The sequence below is a fragment of the Ewingella sp. CoE-038-23 genome (assembly GCF_040419245.1).
GTDB classification, from domain to species: Bacteria; Pseudomonadota; Gammaproteobacteria; order Enterobacterales; family Enterobacteriaceae; genus Ewingella; species Ewingella allii.
The window spans coordinates 3,497,749-3,510,286 of sequence record NZ_JAZHOH010000001.1 but is presented as its reverse complement, the minus strand read 5'-3'; the positions used below and the strand labels follow the sequence as shown (position 1 = coordinate 3,510,286).

Genomic DNA, 12,538 nt, shown 5'->3' with positions numbered 1-12,538 from the left:
TTTGTCCGTTAACTGAAGTGAAAAGCCATGCGCGTTGCCGATTTTTCTTTTGAACTCCCCGAGTCCCTGATTGCCCGCTATCCGCAGACCCAGCGCAGCGGCTGCCGTTTGTTGTCGCTGGACGGGCCAAGCGGCGAACTGACGCACGGCATTTTCACCGACCTGCTCGACAAGCTCGACGCCGGTGACCTGCTGGTCTTCAACAATACCCGCGTGATCCCCGCCCGCGTCTTTGGCCGCAAGGTCAGCGGCGGCAAGATTGAAGTGCTGGTAGAGCGGGTGCTTGATTCCAAACGCATTTTGGCTCACGTCCGTGCTTCAAAGTCGCCTAAACCGGGCGCAGAACTGCTATTAGGCGATAACGAAAACATCAAAGCCACCATGGTGGCGCGCCACGATACGCTGTTCGAGCTGGAATTTAATGAAGATCGCGATGTCTTCACTCTGCTGGAAGAGATCGGCCACATGCCGTTGCCTCCTTATATCGACCGCCCGGACGAAGACGCCGACCGCGAGCTGTATCAGACGGTTTACAGCGAGCGCCTTGGCGCCGTTGCGGCACCGACTGCCGGTTTGCACTTCGACCAGCCGCTGATGGACGCCTTGAAAGAGAAGGGCGTGGAGTTTGCTTTTGTGACGCTGCACGTTGGCGCGGGCACCTTCCAGCCAGTGCGTGTGGACACTATTGAAGACCACGTAATGCACGCCGAATACGCTGAAGTGCCACAAGAAGTGGTCGACGCGGTATTGGCCTGTAAAGCGCGCGGCAAGCGCGTGATTGCGGTGGGAACCACCTCAGTACGCTCACTGGAGAGCGCCGCCAAGGCGGCAGAAAACGCGCTGATTGCGCCATTCTTCGGCGATACCAAAATCTTTATCTATCCGGGCTATAACTATCAGGTGATTGACGCGCTGGTGACCAATTTCCACCTGCCAGAATCGACGCTGATCATGCTGGTTTCCGCGTTTGCCGGATATAAAAATACCATGAATGCTTACCACCAGGCGGTGGCGGAGCAGTACCGGTTCTTTAGTTACGGTGATGCGATGTTCATCAACCGTAATCCTCTGGCTCCGCAAGAAGCGGTCGGCCAGTAACCATTGGCCCGGACGCATTCGATGCATTCGGGCTTTCTTTTTCTGCGGATAACACCGCGGAGTAACCTCATCAGACTGTTTCTCTGATGTGCAGATAAAATAAAGCCCGTATTACCATGCTTAGAAGCTATTAATATCATTAACTTACGAGAGATATTTTTGGTGTGTTTTTTTCTGGCAATCCATCGTGTGCCAAAAATGTGACAATCCCACTAAATCTCCTCAAATGCTCATCGCTCAGGTGAGCATATTTATTGACCATCTCCAGTTTTTCCCACCCACCCAACTCCTTAAGCATCATTAGAGGGGTTCCGTTCTGAACGTGCCAGCTTGCCCAAGTATGGCGGAAGTCATGAAACCTGAAATCCGATATGCCAGATGCGGCAAGCGCCTTGCAAAATTCATCCCTCTTTATTTCCTCAGCCTTTTTTCCATCCCTCGAGAACGCATAATCACTTTCCCTTGGTAGATTTCTAAGAATGCTTACGGCTTCATCATTGAGGGGCAACGGTCTGGCCCTTCCAGACTTTGAATCCTCAGAGGCGATCACAACCACCTTCCTCCTTAAGTCCACGTTAGGCCACCTGAGAGAAAGAATCTCGCCCTTTCTGGCCCCAGTCAGTAGAGCGAATGAGCATACAGACCTCATCCACTCGCTACTCAGGTTATCAATCAGTATTCTAGCCTGATGCTTCTCTATCCACCTCACTCGAACCTTTGGCTCCCTGAGTGATGGGACGTGGGGAAGCTTTGCAATCCACCCAGATTTGAAAGCCATCGAGAATGCTCGCATGATGAACGACCGATATCTGTTCTTGGTCGCATTAGCCATGGGCTTTTTGTTCTTGGAGCTATGAGTTGGGAGTGAGTTAAGGATTTCCTCACCACTGATGGAAGTGATCACCCTACCAGAGAAAAAATGAAGGAAATATCTAGCGTAATTCTGCTTGTTCTCAAAAGCTGATTGCCCCTCAGAATCACGAAGGGCGAATATCATCAATTCCTCAAATGACTTCTCAGGCGCTTTGTTCAAGTTATCAACTGCCCACATCTCATGCTTTAGTTTGTCATGAAGCTGCTGGGCTTTTACTTTTTCCTCGGTTCCAGAAGAGCGCCTAATTCTTGCTCCATCTGGCGTTGAGATATCGATCCAGTACGTTTTACCTCTTTTGTAGATCGGCATTTCACTTTCTCCTTACCGCCTACAACAGCCAGCCGGAAAACATTGTTATCATTTGCCGACTGTTGTTCAAACTTTTTAAGGCTATCTTCGTTAGCCCGCCAGCCCCCACCAACCTTAAACATATGGTACTTCTGGGGATTTCTATAAATAGTGCTCGCCGACACCCTGACGATGGCAGCGAACTCTTTGACTTTTAAAAATGAATCTGAGGCTGCCATGCTTACCTCTGCTATTTTTCATCAGCCACTCGACGCACCCAACAGGCAAGCCACATCCATACCTGCTTTCGATATTTAGCAGGAACGAATGGATATGCATCTGGTGAGTGCTTGTCGAGTATTTGGCGGTAGGTGAGATTGTTGGATTTACTGCGGCGTTCGGTGAGTATCTTTTTGGCTATTGCGCGGGATGCTATTTCTTGCTCTGGAGTCATGGGTTACTCCAGCTTTACTCCGGGAATATTGCCTGCTGCGATGGCGTCGTAAATTAACTCAGATGAATGACCGTTACTTGCCGATGATCGACATAGCTCAGCAATAGCACCTATTGCCCTCTCCCTTGCCACATCTTCAGGTGAGCGGATAGGGCGGAATTCATCAGCCCAAAATGGCCTAGTGGTTTTTACATCGAAAACAAGAGCCTCTGTTTTACTTCCAGGCTCACCGGCAAATGTGACCTTGCATTTTCTCCATTCATTTTTAGAGAAGCACTCCACAAAAGAACCAACAGGCGGCAAACCATCGCCATCCCACTCAGTGGTCACCTGCTGGCTTACATCTGGCTCGGTGATTGGGCGTCGCTCGGCAACCAAATGCCCGTCAAGGCTAGGTGCGACACCATTAGAAACAGCGCGACCACGACGAGTTGAGTAAATATGAGTGACTTCTTCATGGTACCCCTCGAAGTCATCCTCACTACCTTTCAATATTTCCCATTTCATGACTTTTCTCCCTGAGTTTTTACTGCTTCATCTTTCATCATGAGGAACACAATCATTGCAGCGCGGAGCGGGTTTTTATCAACAGCGTAAATCTCTTTTCTGCCACTCTGACTGGCCATCGCGCCTGACTTGATAGACTCTCGATGGTCAATGTTGATTTTGTTAGCGACGATAATCCTCCATGCGGCATCGATGTCTCTTGTTGGGTTATACCAACCTCGCCAACCGTTCCCGGTGACGGTTACATTTAGACCGTCGTTGGTGTACGAATTATTATCGTAATAACACTGATGCCCCATGAGCTTTGCCACCAATTTATTGATTTCAAAGTCACTCATAGCTGAATAATCTTTCATGCCACTTCTCCATAATGAACTTTCGTTAGCTGTCTATGGCCCGTAATGACATGGGCCAGATGATGTTTGTTGGTATTGGTGACTTCGATTTGATAGCTCTTGTTGCGGTATTTGATGCTGTAGATTCTTCGGTGATGCTTATTGCCAGTTCCGTACTTTTCCCTGTGAGCATCTATAGCTTTATGGGCTGCAACTAAGTGCGCTGGCTCGGTGTCACCTTTGATGAGTGGCTTCATCAGGCTGGCTCTGCATTGAGGTCTTCAGACGTTAACTCCGAGAAAGCTTTCTGGCATTGCTGGCTTACGCGCTCGATTTCACTTCGCATTTCTTCGAGTGATTGCACGTCAGATGCGCGAACTTCTTTCAGGATTAGCGAGGAGATTAACTGCTCAATCTTAGGGTAGAATGTGGTGTTCTTCAGCACCGCTTGGCCCGCGTTCTTGCCTTCTTTGGCAATGCCTTTCTCCTGAAGAATGAACTGATACTTGTCGCTGGTGATAAGCCATTTCTCGCCGATTTCAATTTTCATTTATGCAGCCTCTAAAAGTTTCATTGGGACCATGCTCAGCAACACATAACCCTCAGCCACAAATCCGACATCAGTTATGTGCGTTACCTCGCGAATAACAAAGCTTCCGGTGTACTCACCATCTGAAAACTCACGCAGCTTGAGTAAGTCACCAACTTGGTAGTCACGGTCATTCTTGCGGAGTTCAGCGGTTTTAACGCCTGCATATACCGGCGCGAAATGCTGGGGAGCTATTTTCAAATCGTGGGTTTTCATGGTGTATACCTCGGATTAAGGCGTAAAAAAACCGCGTTGCGCGGCTATTGGGTTATTCGGAGTTGATGGTTATTACTGGGTGTCACTCACCATCCTTGGCCGTAAATCCAGCGCTTTTGATTCTCGCTTTGAGTTCAAGCCTGGCAGCGTTGTAAATCGCGGCGAGGTCAGCATTAGAAAATTCATCGTCAACATAGTCTTTCGCCGTTTTTCGTGGCGGAATAACTATAGGGGTATCAAGCTTGCCACGAAGTTTGGCGAGGTCTAGCCTCAGCCTGCCAACCGTTAATGCTATTGATTCGTTTTCAGAATCACGCTCACGCGCATAGCTTTCTGCTTTGTCAGCCCGCTGGCGTTCTGCTTCGAGCTGGTCTTGTGCAACCAGAAGGCCAGAAGCAGTCTCGCTGATTTGCTGGCGCTCCTGTTCAGTCAGCCCCCTACCAATTTCGTTTTCGATCGAATCTGCGACTTCCATGCAGAAGCTTTCCACACATGACGCCATTGCTGCCTTAATGCGCTCCGCAATTACACAAAGCTCACTGTGGGTTTTGGCTGTCTCAGTCATGAGGTTGCTCCTTCAATTTCACCACGACGCCATCACCAGCTTTCCGATTAACAAGGATGGACTCATCGACTACGTATCCCTTCGCTTCGTACTCGGCAATCTTTGCTCGCTCTGATTTTTTGTTGCTGCAAAACAGTGTTGCTGTGGGTGCGTTACTCATGACTCATTCCTTCACGGTATTTTTCGAACCAGAAAACTATCGGTGATTCCGTCACCTGCACCTGCCCAAATCTTTCAGCCGTGCGGAAATTGACGCTGTACAAACGCGCTCTTTCTGCCTGCTGAGTTATTTGCTCCCTGAATCCTTCAAGGCCGAACGATGCTTTGAAAAGATTGCATGGTGCGCAGGCTGGGAAGAGGTTTTCCTTCGTGTCATTCTCTGGCTTCCAGTGCTCGCCGGTGGCTACAATCTTCCGCATTCCATTGGGTTGCCTATCCCCAAAATCCAGCTTCCTGAGAACAGCCTGAACGTGGTCGGCGTGCCAGCCTTTCTCCGGCAGTTCGCATCCGCAATACGCACATTTACCGCCGAATCTCATTCGCAACGCTTGCCGTTGAGCCTTACTGAGTTTCATCCCTTCCTCCCAGCGCACAGATTGGCGGCGAAGTCTCGCAAGTTACGTTCGGCAATCAAAGCCGAATCAGTCGGACATGTGCTTTCGATAATGCCGTTCTTGAGTTGGCTGAGCTTTTTGTTAGAGAGATTGAATATTGCGTAGGCAATATCGTTGGCAGATGAAATGGCTATATTTTCTGCCAAGGCAAGCTTTTCAGCCAATCCATCCCGCTCCGCCACCAACCCCATCACATACTCAATAACCAACTTACTCCATGGGCCATCACCTTTAATGCCGAGAGAGTTGATGATGTTTTGCTGTGAGAGTTGAAGCTCGGATAGTTGCTGGGCGAACTCGTTTCTCTGCTTGGTTGTGCTGAGCAATGCTTTTGCAAGATTGGCGATAATTTCGTTCTGTGGATCAGTGAATTTAGCCAGTTCTTCAAGCTGGCCTTGTCCAAAAGTTACTTCACTCATAATGTGTTCCTTGAAAGAGGGTTAGAACGGAATCGAATCGTCGAAGTCCATTTCATTGGATGATTGCTGTGGCGCTGGCTGGCCCCATCCTGACTGCGGTTGCTGAGCACTCTGAGGCGCTTGCTTTGGCGCATCCGATTGGCGCGGAGGAAGGTCGATGTCATCAACGATGATGGTTGGCGTTTGGCGTTTATTCCCGTCTTTGTCAGTCCATTCTTCTGTGACGAACTTCCCTTCGACCGTCACCTTCATTCCCTTTTTGAGATATTGCGGGAGGGTTTCAGCCTTAGCGCCAAACAGCCGGCAGACAACCCAAGAAGTCTTTTCATGCTCCCCGAATCCCTGTTTTACGGGCAAAGAAAAGGAAGCAATTAGCTTCCCATTTGGTGTGCTGCGCGTTTCGCAATCCTTTCCAAGATTGCCGCTTGCAATGAATCTGTTGATGGTCATCTATCTCTCCGAATGGGCTACCGATGCTGTTTTTGTCGATTTTACTTAATGAGTAGTGAAGGCTTTCCTGACTTTAACTCAGTGCCCGGCACTGGCTTATCAGCCTTGAGGTGATGTTTTATTGCCGTCAGGTCGAATTTCTTGGAGGTAACGAATTCAAAGAACTCAATCGGCACCTTGCTTTCATCGACAATTTCTACCGTTTTGCTTGGAGCTCTAACGGTTACTGAGTGCAGACCGGCGCGGATGGATTTCTTGCCTGCTGTATCCATTGAGGTGGCGATGTAGGCCTTGATGTTGGCAACCTTGTTCTCTGCAACCTTGGCGCGCTCTGAGAGGTTCTTGGCCTCATCCTTGAGGGCTTCGGCATATGCAGATTCGTTTTTAATGATTGCCAGCAACTGAGTAACCTTGTCTTCGAACTCGCCTTGAATCCCTTCAAGAGTGTCAGCGATAAACTCAGGGTCTAAGTCCTGAGCTGTAAGGCTGGCGTACTCATTGGCTATTGCGTAAAGCTGGGTCATGCGGCCTCCTCAAACTTCGCCTTTTTCTCTGTGTAGATTTGCTGAACATCTTTTTGCAGCTTCATCCCCGTGGTGGCCTTGTATGCTTCGGCGAAGATGGTTTTTAGCGTAGGGAAGTCCTCGGCAAGTTCCATCTGATCGCAAAGGTCACTTACCTTCCTGAATAGCTCTTCCTTGCGCTGCGCCTCTTGGTCTTGAATGGCCTCCTCTGGAGTGTGCGCCATCACTGGCTCAGTGAAGATTCCTTCTTCATCGTTCAGTACTTGAATCGCAGCGTCTAAGCGGGTAGCGCGAGGCCAGTATTTGCTCGCCCGCTTAACCACTGTCTTGCGGGCCATCTCAGCCCAGTGAGTCTTCCACGGCCCGTTTTTAGACTTACTGATTTCCTGAATGGCGCGAATATCCGCAACGCTCATCTCATCCGTTAGATAGTCACCACCAGAGGTTTTTACCGTGCAGTAGGCTCCTACCACATCGCCACGGTCGCCAAACGCGTTGTACTTGTGCGTTGGTGCCGTATCCAATCCATTGGATTCGTAGGTGTCATTGGCATGGACTAGCTTTGCTTGACCCCACTGAATGCATCCAGTTGCCTGAGCGATATGAAGCAGGCCCATGTACGAAACATCGAGGCACACAGTCCCATCTCGTGGAACTAGATAGGCCAACTTACTTGCAGGATTCAGGCTTATGCCAATGGCGGCCACGTTGATAATGGCGTTCTGTGCGCTAATTGGATTGGAAAGGGCAGTCTTCGCCAGAGAGTCATTCTTCTGGAAAGCTTGAATGGCGAACTGGCACTCCTTGCCCCACGTGACCGAGTTATCAGCCAATGAGCCTGTGAATAGGTTTTCTTGGCTCTTTACGAAATCAACGATATTCATACTCATGCCGCCTCCCTGTGCTCTGCAATCATCCGTGCTCGCTCATACTGAGCAACGATAGTGAGTAAGTCCCAGATAGCCGCTGATGCCTTTTCCTGAAACTCGACGGAGTCCATTGCTGCGCCAAGCGTAACGACATCCAAATCGCAAATTCCGGCCTTCTCGAAAAGCCCACGGATATGGCTAAGCTTCACATCACGGTCAAGCTCAGTAGTTCGCTGATAGACCTGCTCGTTATCCACCTCAGTGAATCCGCTGATTAACTTCTCAAGCGCGATGATTTCTGATGTTTTCATTTAAATGCCCTCCGAAGAAGTTTCATTGCCACTCGCCATTTTTTTGAGTCGCCAGTGAGTTGAGCTAAGCGTGATAACTCCTGCGCCTTGTTAAAGTGCGAAAGCTTCATGAGGAACTCCCGGCTGGTTAAGGATTTCGATTAAGCGGCGAGCGCCGTTCTTAACGTTGCGAAAAATACGGTCGAGAAGAGATTCAGAGCAGCCCACATAAGGCCACCCCGATACTTGATAGGTATGCATGGGATACTCCGGTTTATTGGTTGGTTAATTGATGTAGGAGCCAGCTCTTGAACTGGCTTTTACATCCATTAAAAAAGCCGCGGTTAGGCGGCTCTGTCGCAACTAAATGCTCTGTTACTTATCACTGTCTAATATCTTTTCCAGCTCACTGGCGATGTGCTCCGCTCGCTCCCTAGAAGATGGCTCATCAGCAAACTCGGCTGGGTCGTACTTGATTAAAAATTCGTAAATCTTCTCTTTCGTTGTCTTTTTCATAGCATCTCCAGTTAAAAAAACGGCCCACCGAAGTGAGCCTAATAATTACAAGTTGAGGGAGATAAGTGGCGCTTATCACGATGCGCACTCAGTGAATGCGCATAGGGAAGGGGGTATCGATTGCTATTGTCTTGCTGTGGAAGAATTACACCGTTGAAGGCAGGTGGTAGCTGCTCAGGAATAACACTCCAAGCGACCACGGTTGAATCCGAGAAACTTGAAATAGAATCTTTGCTTTCCCACCAAGCATTCTTTCCTGCATCTTCATGAACCGTTAACTCTTCGGTTGATTTCCTTTTTGCCGTGATGGTGTGAAGGCTTCCATCACGCCATTTTCGAACCACAAAAACAAACTCATTGGCCTTCGGTAAATCGTCACTGATATCAATCCACTTACTCATACTTCCTCCTCAACTCTCTCAATCTCAGGCTTGCGCAAATAAGCCGCATACTGCTCATGATTCATGCGGAATTTGGTTCTTGTGCCTATCTGTTTAATTTCATACTCGTACTGGTTAGCCATCCTCGATACGAGAAAGGTCTCACCGGTTAAAGTGTTTGTTAATCGCATGGGGGATGGTTCCGGTAAGGTGTATTAATGCCGGGATATTTATCCATGCCCGGCGCATGGTTCCCCTGCTTTCCACAGTCAAAGGAAAATCGTAGACTGTTCATTCCACAGTCAAAATAAGGAAGTTTTTATGTCAGAAACAATCAACCCAGCCAGTTCTCCACGTGGTGCGGCTCAGCAAATCGTTCTTGAGTTAATTAAGGCTGGAAAGTTGGGTGGTGGTAATGAAGGTGCGTTTGTTATCGCTACCTACGAAAAGCTTGTAGAAGAGTACGAAAGAATCAACAGCACTAGATAGTTAATCATAAAGTGATTCGAATGCTTTCCGGACGGCTTGGGCGATTTTTTCTGCCTTTTCCGTCCGAGTTTCAGATGCGAACAGTAGATGTTCGTCGAGTTTTGTTGCTAGTAATTGTGCAGCTACAACCTGCACTTGTTCTGGCATTTCACTAATCTTCATTTCCTACCTCGCCGTTACTTGATTTGATTTACGATACCCAGCGTTGAAAATTGCCACATCTGCGAGGCAAATATTGTCAGCGCTGGCCTGTTCTTTACATCTCAATGGGAGTGAGATAGTTGCCTTGAGAACTCGACTGGAACACCCTGAGAGGCTCGTAGCGATGCTCTTGCCTAACTTCATGTCCTTCTGTGATTCTTCACGCTCAGAAGCTCTACGAAGCTTTCTGCGCATCTTGCAGCGTTCTTTTGCATTCATGTGGATTACTCCAGTTAGTTAGCTTTGGTGGTGAGCGGGTCTATTGCTTTCCGCACTCCAACGGCTTGGTGAGGCTCGCTCGCATCCGTTCGTCTTTCGACTGGCAGGCTAGAACTGTTCTCAGGTGGCTTGGCTCGCATCTCTTATCGCGCAACCTGCTCACCCCAAAGCCAACTGCACTTTGGTGTACACCTTTCGGCATACCATCTGATTGTTAAAGAAGCAGTCGGACTCCCTGTCCAACACGGCTCAAAGTTCCTTCTGCCGTATCGATGTTTCGTTTCGATGGATTGAATATATGCGTTATGCGCAAATGCGTCAAACGCATAATTGAATTTATCTTTGTGTTTTTACGCATATTCATGTTTTTAAATAAGAAATATTTTTTGCGTCAGAGGTAAAAAAGCAAAAAAAACCCGCAAATGCGGGTGATTTGGGATAATTCTTGTGATGAGGGGATTTTATTTTTTGCTGAACTCAATGGAAACAGAGCCGGCGATTCTATCTTCTGCATATCCTGAACCATTTTTACCCATGCCTATGGAAAGCAGAGCCTTCGTGGTTCCATTGGCGAACTCAGATGACCATTCGCCACAATATTTGTTAGTAATGCAGGGGAAAAACTCGAAGTTCTTGTTGTACACGTGCTCATTAACGCCAACCGGAACCCCGTATAACTTCGTCAGCTCAAGCTTCAACTCCTGATACCTTGCCTTTGCTGAATCCTCGCTATCGCTTCCTGATATATCGTAAGTTCGATAGATGATCTGATTTAGCTTGTTGCCGCTAAAGTAAAATCTATATTCTCCTTTGCCAAGGCTGCCTGAGGGTGGGGCAGTAACATAGATTAGATTTCTACCGTCACTTTGCGGTAACGACTGAAAGCTGGGCAGTGACTTAAAGTCGTATTGTTGCTCGCCCGCATTCCAGTGAGTTGAAAAAGGAGCATCCGCTTTAGAGTCGCAACCAGAAATAATCGCCGCCGTAATGAAAAACAATATGGGCTTTGGAAAGCTCATCCATGCCGCCTAATCTGCTGGGACTGGCTTATTAGAACCTTGCCTTGCACGTGAAGCATTTCAATCTCTTCATTGCTTAGAGACCACGTTTCGTAGGTCTTATTGTCCGAGATTACCTTCAGATCAAATTTTACCTTCTGCAATCGCTTAACGAACGTGTCGCCATTGAAGTTAAAAACGTAAATTCCGTCCCCATCGAAGAAATTGACTTTCGTGTCTACGAAAATCAGGTCTCCAGGCTCAAGGGTGCCAGTCATCGAGTCACCCCTCACATTGATTAGCATCACAGACCCTTCAGGCCTGTTGCCGAACAACGCCTTGGCATGCTCTGGAACGTACTCAATTGACCTGATAACTTCAATTACGTCGCCTGCCGCGCTTCCACTTCCTGCACTGGCATTAACATTAAGAACGTCAACCCTATACACATGATCTCTCCCAGATCTGGAAAGTGAATTAACACTGTAGTTATTTACAGTATCAGAATCTTCCTGATCAGAGAATAGCTCAGATAATGGGACGCGCAATGCATCAGAAATCTTTTGCAGTAGCGGCTCGCTAAAGCCCTGCTTGCCGCGCTCAAGGCGTGAAAGGTTTCCGACATCGCTATCGATCATGTCGGCCAGCTTCTGCAATGTGATCTTTCGCTCTAAACGGAGCTTTCTAATTCTTTCGCCAGTTTTCATAGCCTAATTAAAAACCTTTTATGCGTTTCCCGCAAAGCGCCTTGCGCAAAATTAAACTATCGCATATTATGCGTATAGCGCATTTAACGGAGGTAATTATGCAAACCCCACTGAGAAAAATGCGTGTAGAGAAAGGCCTGACAATCGCCGAGGTAGCAATAGCCACCAATCTTGATGTCGGAAACCTAAGCCGTATTGAACGAGGCATCCAAGTTACCTCGCTCGACACAGCAGAAAAGCTTTCTCGCTACTTCAAAGGCTTGATTAGCGAAATGGAAATTCTCTACCCGCAACGATACATAACGGCAGCTGAGAAGGCCGCCTAAGCAGTAACGCTCTTTAACAGCCTTAGCCTCCCTGCCGCAATGTGGGGAACAAACAACAGTGGTCAATCCCACGGATAAACCACGTACCCAACTAATTATTCAACACTGGAAGTATTACAAATGGAATTAGCAAAACCACGCAAAAGCGGAGCGGTTGAATTCATCAGCCGACACTTGCTCTCATCGGCTCACCAAGCGCTTAGCTCAACCCGTCAAACGGTAGTGGCTAAGTTGCTTAACATCGCTGATTCAACCGTTCTACGTCGCACTGAGAAGTACCCAGAACTGATGGATAACTTAGCCGCAAGTGGGGTTAAGGATTTCGTCATGGAAGGGGAGAAGAAGATTAGCTTTGAGCACTTCAAGTTCATGGCTGATTGCACTCGTGCATGGCTTGAGTACACCACAAATGAAAAGGCCCCGAACTGCGCTAACAGTTTCGAGGCCTAAGCGAATTACTGGATCTATTCACAGGAGTAATTATGCACCAAAAGAGAAAATCACGCCAGCCCCCTGAGAGAGTTCAGCAGCGGGCAGCGCTTCCAGATGAGTTACTGATGGTCTGCAATGACAACCCTTCGTTTGGTCGCAAGTTTGCGGAGATATTCCG

Annotated in this window: 27 protein-coding genes; 4 read left to right on the top strand and 23 right to left on the bottom strand. The window is 48.2% G+C overall.

What is annotated here, in order from left to right; genetic code table 11:
- The first annotated feature begins 27 nt into the window (after window positions 1-27).
- Entirely contained in the window at window positions 28-1,098 is a 1,071-nt protein-coding gene (queA, locus tag V2154_RS16885) for a tRNA preQ1(34) S-adenosylmethionine ribosyltransferase-isomerase QueA (protein WP_353503133.1), read from the top strand.
- A gap of 139 nt (window positions 1,099-1,237) precedes the next feature.
- Here the strand turns inward: queA and V2154_RS16880 are convergent, their stop codons facing one another.
- The 19 genes from V2154_RS16880 to V2154_RS16790 form a co-directional block, all read right to left on the bottom strand.
- Window positions 1,238-2,281 carry a tyrosine-type recombinase/integrase gene (locus V2154_RS16880; RefSeq protein ID WP_353503132.1) on the bottom strand — a complete coding sequence of 348 codons (1,044 nt, stop codon included), beginning with the start codon at window positions 2,279-2,281 and terminating at the stop codon, window positions 1,238-1,240.
- Window positions 2,185-2,499: a helix-turn-helix domain-containing protein gene (locus V2154_RS16875; RefSeq protein WP_353503131.1), complete on the bottom strand. Its 315-nt coding sequence runs from the start codon at window positions 2,497-2,499 to the stop codon at window positions 2,185-2,187. The genes V2154_RS16880 and V2154_RS16875 overlap by 97 nt, the downstream gene beginning before the upstream one ends.
- Before the next feature lie 11 nt (window positions 2,500-2,510).
- A complete protein-coding gene (locus tag V2154_RS16870) occupies window positions 2,511-2,714 on the bottom strand; it encodes a hypothetical protein (protein WP_353503130.1) in 204 nt (67 codons plus the stop codon).
- Between the two features lie 3 nt (window positions 2,715-2,717).
- Window positions 2,718-3,221 (bottom strand): hypothetical protein, encoded by a 504-nt coding sequence (locus V2154_RS16865; RefSeq protein WP_353503129.1) that lies wholly within the window; start codon window positions 3,219-3,221, stop codon window positions 2,718-2,720.
- The gene (locus V2154_RS16860; RefSeq protein ID WP_353502687.1) at window positions 3,218-3,577 is read right to left on the bottom strand and encodes a phage protein NinX family protein; all 360 of its coding nucleotides are present in this window, start codon (window positions 3,575-3,577) and stop codon (window positions 3,218-3,220) included. The genes V2154_RS16865 and V2154_RS16860 overlap by 4 nt, the downstream gene beginning before the upstream one ends.
- Window positions 3,574-3,813 carry a DUF4060 family protein gene (locus tag V2154_RS16855; protein WP_100935370.1) on the bottom strand — a complete coding sequence of 80 codons (240 nt, stop codon included), beginning with the start codon at window positions 3,811-3,813 and terminating at the stop codon, window positions 3,574-3,576. Before V2154_RS16855 ends, V2154_RS16860 begins: the two co-directional genes overlap by 4 nt.
- Window positions 3,813-4,106, bottom strand: coding sequence for a DUF5405 family protein (locus tag V2154_RS16850; protein WP_353502686.1), 294 nt, complete (start codon window positions 4,104-4,106; stop codon window positions 3,813-3,815). The genes V2154_RS16855 and V2154_RS16850 overlap by 1 nt, the downstream gene beginning before the upstream one ends.
- Window positions 4,107-4,361, bottom strand: coding sequence for a DUF3850 domain-containing protein (locus V2154_RS16845; RefSeq protein WP_353502685.1), 255 nt, complete (start codon window positions 4,359-4,361; stop codon window positions 4,107-4,109).
- 82 nt (window positions 4,362-4,443) lie between these two features.
- Window positions 4,444-4,926, bottom strand: coding sequence for a hypothetical protein (locus V2154_RS16840; protein WP_353502684.1), 483 nt, complete (start codon window positions 4,924-4,926; stop codon window positions 4,444-4,446).
- On the bottom strand, window positions 4,919-5,086 hold the full coding sequence (locus V2154_RS16835) for a hypothetical protein (RefSeq protein WP_353502683.1): 168 nt from the start codon (window positions 5,084-5,086) through the stop codon (window positions 4,919-4,921). Before V2154_RS16835 ends, V2154_RS16840 begins: the two co-directional genes overlap by 8 nt.
- A complete protein-coding gene (locus V2154_RS16830; RefSeq protein ID WP_353502682.1) occupies window positions 5,079-5,501 on the bottom strand; it encodes an HNH endonuclease in 423 nt (140 codons plus the stop codon). Before V2154_RS16830 ends, V2154_RS16835 begins: the two co-directional genes overlap by 8 nt.
- Window positions 5,498-5,959, bottom strand: coding sequence for a hypothetical protein (locus V2154_RS16825; RefSeq protein WP_353502681.1), 462 nt, complete (start codon window positions 5,957-5,959; stop codon window positions 5,498-5,500). Before V2154_RS16825 ends, V2154_RS16830 begins: the two co-directional genes overlap by 4 nt.
- 21 nt (window positions 5,960-5,980) lie before the next feature.
- Complete coding sequence (locus tag V2154_RS16820) at window positions 5,981-6,409, bottom strand: single-stranded DNA-binding protein (RefSeq protein ID WP_353503128.1); 429 nt, start codon at window positions 6,407-6,409, stop codon at window positions 5,981-5,983.
- A gap of 41 nt (window positions 6,410-6,450) precedes the next feature.
- On the bottom strand, window positions 6,451-6,933 hold the full coding sequence (locus tag V2154_RS16815; protein ID WP_353503127.1) for a siphovirus Gp157 family protein: 483 nt from the start codon (window positions 6,931-6,933) through the stop codon (window positions 6,451-6,453).
- Window positions 6,930-7,823 carry a recombinase RecT gene (locus V2154_RS16810; protein ID WP_353503126.1) on the bottom strand — a complete coding sequence of 298 codons (894 nt, stop codon included), beginning with the start codon at window positions 7,821-7,823 and terminating at the stop codon, window positions 6,930-6,932. The genes V2154_RS16815 and V2154_RS16810 overlap by 4 nt, the downstream gene beginning before the upstream one ends.
- Window positions 7,820-8,113, bottom strand: a complete 294-nt coding sequence (locus V2154_RS16805) for a hypothetical protein (RefSeq protein WP_353503125.1) — start codon at window positions 8,111-8,113, stop codon at window positions 7,820-7,822. Before V2154_RS16805 ends, V2154_RS16810 begins: the two co-directional genes overlap by 4 nt.
- Window positions 8,114-8,203: 90 nt before the next feature.
- A complete protein-coding gene (locus V2154_RS16800) occupies window positions 8,204-8,353 on the bottom strand; it encodes a protease FtsH-inhibitory lysogeny factor CIII (protein WP_353503124.1) in 150 nt (49 codons plus the stop codon).
- A 114-nt stretch (window positions 8,354-8,467) separates the two neighbouring features.
- Window positions 8,468-8,608 (bottom strand): hypothetical protein, encoded by a 141-nt coding sequence (locus V2154_RS16795; RefSeq protein WP_353503123.1) that lies wholly within the window; start codon window positions 8,606-8,608, stop codon window positions 8,468-8,470.
- A gap of 38 nt (window positions 8,609-8,646) precedes the next feature.
- Window positions 8,647-9,009 (bottom strand): hypothetical protein, encoded by a 363-nt coding sequence (locus V2154_RS16790; protein ID WP_353503122.1) that lies wholly within the window; start codon window positions 9,007-9,009, stop codon window positions 8,647-8,649.
- A 300-nt stretch (window positions 9,010-9,309) separates the two neighbouring features.
- On the opposite strand from V2154_RS16790, the gene V2154_RS16785 reads away from it, so the two are divergent.
- Window positions 9,310-9,477 carry a hypothetical protein gene (locus tag V2154_RS16785; RefSeq protein ID WP_353503121.1) on the top strand — a complete coding sequence of 56 codons (168 nt, stop codon included), beginning with the start codon at window positions 9,310-9,312 and terminating at the stop codon, window positions 9,475-9,477.
- On the opposite strand, the gene V2154_RS16780 is transcribed toward V2154_RS16785, so the two are convergent.
- The 4 genes from V2154_RS16780 to V2154_RS16770 all read right to left on the bottom strand — a co-directional run bounded on the left by V2154_RS16780 (window position 9,478) and on the right by V2154_RS16770 (window position 11,602).
- A complete protein-coding gene (locus V2154_RS16780) occupies window positions 9,478-9,639 on the bottom strand; it encodes a hypothetical protein (RefSeq protein ID WP_353503120.1) in 162 nt (53 codons plus the stop codon).
- Between the two features lie 3 nt (window positions 9,640-9,642).
- Window positions 9,643-9,897, bottom strand: a complete 255-nt coding sequence (locus V2154_RS24965) for a transcriptional antitermination N peptide (protein ID WP_496350368.1) — start codon at window positions 9,895-9,897, stop codon at window positions 9,643-9,645.
- Between the two features lie 461 nt (window positions 9,898-10,358).
- Complete coding sequence (locus tag V2154_RS16775) at window positions 10,359-10,916, bottom strand: hypothetical protein (protein WP_353503119.1); 558 nt, start codon at window positions 10,914-10,916, stop codon at window positions 10,359-10,361.
- The gene (locus V2154_RS16770; protein WP_353503118.1) at window positions 10,913-11,602 is read right to left on the bottom strand and encodes an XRE family transcriptional regulator; all 690 of its coding nucleotides are present in this window, start codon (window positions 11,600-11,602) and stop codon (window positions 10,913-10,915) included. Before V2154_RS16770 ends, V2154_RS16775 begins: the two co-directional genes overlap by 4 nt.
- Before the next feature lie 98 nt (window positions 11,603-11,700).
- On the opposite strand from V2154_RS16770, the gene V2154_RS16765 reads away from it, so the two are divergent.
- Both V2154_RS16765 and V2154_RS16760 read left to right on the top strand, forming a co-directional pair.
- Window positions 11,701-11,928 (top strand): helix-turn-helix domain-containing protein, encoded by a 228-nt coding sequence (locus V2154_RS16765; RefSeq protein ID WP_353503117.1) that lies wholly within the window; start codon window positions 11,701-11,703, stop codon window positions 11,926-11,928.
- Window positions 11,929-12,048: 120 nt separating this feature from the next.
- Window positions 12,049-12,378 (top strand): hypothetical protein, encoded by a 330-nt coding sequence (locus V2154_RS16760; protein ID WP_353503116.1) that lies wholly within the window; start codon window positions 12,049-12,051, stop codon window positions 12,376-12,378.
- Window positions 12,379-12,538: the final 160 nt, after the last annotated feature.

What these genes read in the sequence shown, in the direction of transcription:
- V2154_RS16880 (WP_353503132.1), bottom strand. Translation starts at nt 2,281, where the DNA reads ATGCCGATCTACAAAAGAGGTAAAACGTACTGGATCGATATCTCAACG.
- V2154_RS16760 (WP_353503116.1), top strand. Translation starts at nt 12,049, where the DNA reads ATGGAATTAGCAAAACCACGCAAAAGCGGAGCGGTTGAATTCATCAGC.
- V2154_RS16820 (WP_353503128.1), bottom strand. Translation starts at nt 6,409, where the DNA reads ATGACCATCAACAGATTCATTGCAAGCGGCAATCTTGGAAAGGATTGC.
- V2154_RS16870 (WP_353503130.1), bottom strand. Translation starts at nt 2,714, where the DNA reads ATGACTCCAGAGCAAGAAATAGCATCCCGCGCAATAGCCAAAAAGATA.
- V2154_RS16795 (WP_353503123.1), bottom strand. Translation starts at nt 8,608, where the DNA reads ATGAAAAAGACAACGAAAGAGAAGATTTACGAATTTTTAATCAAGTAC.
- V2154_RS16865 (WP_353503129.1), bottom strand. Translation starts at nt 3,221, where the DNA reads ATGAAATGGGAAATATTGAAAGGTAGTGAGGATGACTTCGAGGGGTAC.
- queA (WP_353503133.1), top strand. Translation starts at nt 28, where the DNA reads ATGCGCGTTGCCGATTTTTCTTTTGAACTCCCCGAGTCCCTGATTGCC.
- V2154_RS16850 (WP_353502686.1), bottom strand. Translation starts at nt 4,106, where the DNA reads ATGAAAATTGAAATCGGCGAGAAATGGCTTATCACCAGCGACAAGTAT.
- V2154_RS16805 (WP_353503125.1), bottom strand. Translation starts at nt 8,113, where the DNA reads ATGAAAACATCAGAAATCATCGCGCTTGAGAAGTTAATCAGCGGATTC.
- V2154_RS16860 (WP_353502687.1), bottom strand. Translation starts at nt 3,577, where the DNA reads ATGAAAGATTATTCAGCTATGAGTGACTTTGAAATCAATAAATTGGTG.
- V2154_RS16785 (WP_353503121.1), top strand. Translation starts at nt 9,310, where the DNA reads ATGTCAGAAACAATCAACCCAGCCAGTTCTCCACGTGGTGCGGCTCAG.
- V2154_RS16780 (WP_353503120.1), bottom strand. Translation starts at nt 9,639, where the DNA reads ATGAAGATTAGTGAAATGCCAGAACAAGTGCAGGTTGTAGCTGCACAA.
- V2154_RS16875 (WP_353503131.1), bottom strand. Translation starts at nt 2,499, where the DNA reads ATGGCAGCCTCAGATTCATTTTTAAAAGTCAAAGAGTTCGCTGCCATC.
- V2154_RS16825 (WP_353502681.1), bottom strand. Translation starts at nt 5,959, where the DNA reads ATGAGTGAAGTAACTTTTGGACAAGGCCAGCTTGAAGAACTGGCTAAA.
- V2154_RS16770 (WP_353503118.1), bottom strand. Translation starts at nt 11,602, where the DNA reads ATGAAAACTGGCGAAAGAATTAGAAAGCTCCGTTTAGAGCGAAAGATC.
- V2154_RS16855 (WP_100935370.1), bottom strand. Translation starts at nt 3,813, where the DNA reads ATGAAGCCACTCATCAAAGGTGACACCGAGCCAGCGCACTTAGTTGCA.
- V2154_RS16790 (WP_353503122.1), bottom strand. Translation starts at nt 9,009, where the DNA reads ATGAGTAAGTGGATTGATATCAGTGACGATTTACCGAAGGCCAATGAG.
- V2154_RS16800 (WP_353503124.1), bottom strand. Translation starts at nt 8,353, where the DNA reads ATGCATACCTATCAAGTATCGGGGTGGCCTTATGTGGGCTGCTCTGAA.
- V2154_RS16840 (WP_353502684.1), bottom strand. Translation starts at nt 4,926, where the DNA reads ATGACTGAGACAGCCAAAACCCACAGTGAGCTTTGTGTAATTGCGGAG.
- V2154_RS24965 (WP_496350368.1), bottom strand. Translation starts at nt 9,897, where the DNA reads ATGAATGCAAAAGAACGCTGCAAGATGCGCAGAAAGCTTCGTAGAGCT.
- V2154_RS16815 (WP_353503127.1), bottom strand. Translation starts at nt 6,933, where the DNA reads ATGACCCAGCTTTACGCAATAGCCAATGAGTACGCCAGCCTTACAGCT.
- V2154_RS16830 (WP_353502682.1), bottom strand. Translation starts at nt 5,501, where the DNA reads ATGAAACTCAGTAAGGCTCAACGGCAAGCGTTGCGAATGAGATTCGGC.
- V2154_RS16765 (WP_353503117.1), top strand. Translation starts at nt 11,701, where the DNA reads ATGCAAACCCCACTGAGAAAAATGCGTGTAGAGAAAGGCCTGACAATC.
- V2154_RS16810 (WP_353503126.1), bottom strand. Translation starts at nt 7,823, where the DNA reads ATGAGTATGAATATCGTTGATTTCGTAAAGAGCCAAGAAAACCTATTC.
- V2154_RS16775 (WP_353503119.1), bottom strand. Translation starts at nt 10,916, where the DNA reads ATGAGCTTTCCAAAGCCCATATTGTTTTTCATTACGGCGGCGATTATT.
- V2154_RS16835 (WP_353502683.1), bottom strand. Translation starts at nt 5,086, where the DNA reads ATGAGTAACGCACCCACAGCAACACTGTTTTGCAGCAACAAAAAATCA.
- V2154_RS16845 (WP_353502685.1), bottom strand. Translation starts at nt 4,361, where the DNA reads ATGAAAACCCACGATTTGAAAATAGCTCCCCAGCATTTCGCGCCGGTA.